This is a genomic window from Chryseobacterium panacisoli (assembly GCF_008274625.1).
GTDB lineage: Bacteria > Bacteroidota > Bacteroidia > Flavobacteriales > Weeksellaceae > Chryseobacterium > Chryseobacterium panacisoli.
The window spans coordinates 1-2,705 of the sequence record NZ_VTRU01000015.1 but is presented as its reverse complement, the minus strand read 5'-3'; the positions used below and the strand labels follow the sequence as shown (position 1 = coordinate 2,705).

General features: G+C 41.1%; 1 protein-coding gene. It reads right to left on the bottom strand.

The annotated features are described in order from the left end of the window. Window positions 1-2,705: DUF6443 domain-containing protein (locus tag FW781_RS22220; RefSeq protein WP_172625786.1), on the bottom strand; the 2,705-nt coding region annotated here is incomplete at both ends.

Genomic DNA, 2,705 nt, shown 5'->3' with positions numbered 1-2,705 from the left:
CCCCATCTTCCTAAATCCGGCATATACATCCTTGCTCCATAGTCAAAAAAACCTGTTTCCTGTAACTCCTTACCATTATACTTGTAAGACTTATAACTTCCGAAATAAGAATTACTCAACCCTCCTGAGATATGGTTTAACCCAAATGCATAATAATTATTGGTATCAGTAACTTCAAGAGCTCCTGTGCTGTCTTTACCAAAGCTCACCCTCGTATTTCCAAGGTGGTCTTTGTACTGATAAATATAGCGGTTTTCTGCAAAACTGTAAACTCCTTCTGCTGTATGGACAAAATCAAGCCTCCATTCCGGAGTAATTCCCCCAGGATCAATAATACCTTTGTATGCCTGCTGCTCATAGGCGTACTCCGTACGGCAAGTTATACAGATTCCTCCTCCCTCAAAATAGTTGTACTGAAAACCATCCAGATAATCCGTAATCGTAACACTGGCTAGTCCACGAGGTGGGGCACTGGAATACGTTTTACGTACTTTTACGCCATCAGAACGGTATAAATAATCCAAGCCAATATTCATCGCAAGCCCAAACGGATTATTCTGTGTAATGGAGTAAGAATCAGGTAAACTCAGATAATTATATACAATACTCTGAATTCCTTTATCCTTCATAGTGGTCATGCTGCCGTTAAGGTCATAGTCAATCACATTATTTCCTCCCTCATAACCGGTATCATTCAATGCATTTTCTATCACCTGAGTCAAACGGTTGCCATTATAGATATAGTCAAGATTATCAACCAATGTCGAGGTCTGACCCGATACAGGAATAGCCTTTCTTTTAAGATTGCTGATATTCCCATTCACATCATAAGTCAGGTATTCGTCATATGTACTGCTAACCCCTGTCGAAGGCTCTTTATAAAATGCATTGGTTAACCGGTTCAAAGCATCATATTCATAATTATAACGTTTCAAAAGGTTTTCAGAACCGTTATTCCAGTCAATTTCAGCAATGTTACCATTGAACTTCCCAACGGACTGAGTATTAACAGGATTATTATATCTCACCTCATAACCAAAAAGTTTACCGTTCAGATTGGAAGGATCGTTGATCCTGGTCATCCAGCCTCTGATATTATACTTATAATCCATTTGCTGCAAAGGGGAAGCCGCAGCAATCCCTCCCACTTTCTTGGATTCAAGCTGAGAAAATTCATTGTATTTATTCTGCGTAAGATATTCAACAGCATTATTATCCACCTGATGTTTATGAACCAATAACCTGTTCTGGCTGTCATATTCAAAGGTTTCTGTAATAACCCTTTCAACGTCGGTATCTAAACGTTTATGTCGGGTAACAGTCATTTTTGGCGTGCCTGAAAAATCAAGCTGGCTCTCTGTTCCTGTATATCCTCCCAGATGGTTTACGGAATGAGTTCCTACTGCTCTTCCCCGGAAATCATAATAGAAATACGTTTTGGTCCAGTTATCATCCTCTACGTTCTTTACATAAGAAGCCGTTGGCATTCCCTGAGTACTCACACTGCTCGCCGCATTGATCACAGGCTGGTCTAAAATAACAGAAGGAGGAAACTTCTTAGTATCCCGGGGATAATTGTCATAGTAATTAATGCTCAGAATAGTCTGGGAATCCGATAGAAAATTGTTCGTATAGTATACCATAATCCCAGGCCTGTTAAAGCCGGTAGCAGTCTGCTCTTCTACAATATTCTGACTGCCAAGCTGGTTCTGCATCGTTTCACGGTCTCCACCAGATATAATCCCTGTGTAGGCCACGCGTCCAAATTTGTCATACTTGGTAAAAAGCCACTGACCTTTCCCTTCCATTACAGTATCACGAGTCAAAATAAGACGGTCCTGTTTGTCATACACCATATATTCCCAGCCTTTCCCAGGAAGCTTCTTTTGCGCAAGCCTGCCCCGGCCGTCATAACGGTACTGGTAGCAAAGCTCATTAAGTAAAGAATCCGTCATAGATGCAGAAACACCTTTTGGAGGTATAACAAAGGCTAACTGGTCATATTCATTATAAATATAATACGTATCTGCATTCAATGTCGGGCTGATGACCTTTCTTACCAATATCACCTGACCTTTTCCATTTTTAAATTCCTGGGTCTCGTTTCCATCTTCATCCTTTACCGTATTCTTATACAACTGCCCCGAAGGATAAGCAATGGCAGAAGCTGGGTCAAAACTGCTCTTGGTTGTTCCCTGATACCAGCTGGAAGAGATAAGATAATGGTAAACTTCTCCAGTTCCATTGGTGCCGTAGTCATATTTTACAGGCTTGCCTGACCAGGCTGTTCCTACCTGAACCTGTTCCTGAATCCGGTTTAAAGGAGAGCTTTCAAGTCTTTTCTCGGAATAGATCTTTTCATTCCCGTAAATATCGGGATTAACAGCATTGGACAGCGGGGAAGCATAGATACCCCCATTTAAGGTCCCGCTCTGAGGGACAGGAAGATAATCATTAACCTGTCTTCCAAACCCATCATATTCGTATTTCGTTACGACATCCTTACCCGTAGGAGAGCCTTTTATAGCAATAGACTGCTTAGGTCTTGAAAGTCCGTCAAAGTACTGGACACTTTCTGTCACTTTTAAGTTCGTATGGTCAAGATAAGTTTTAGTATATATATAATTCTCTGCCGGTGAAAGCTGACCTTGAAGTGAGCCGGCCACCAGGATTCCTATTGGAATTATGAGTTTCTTCATCAGTTT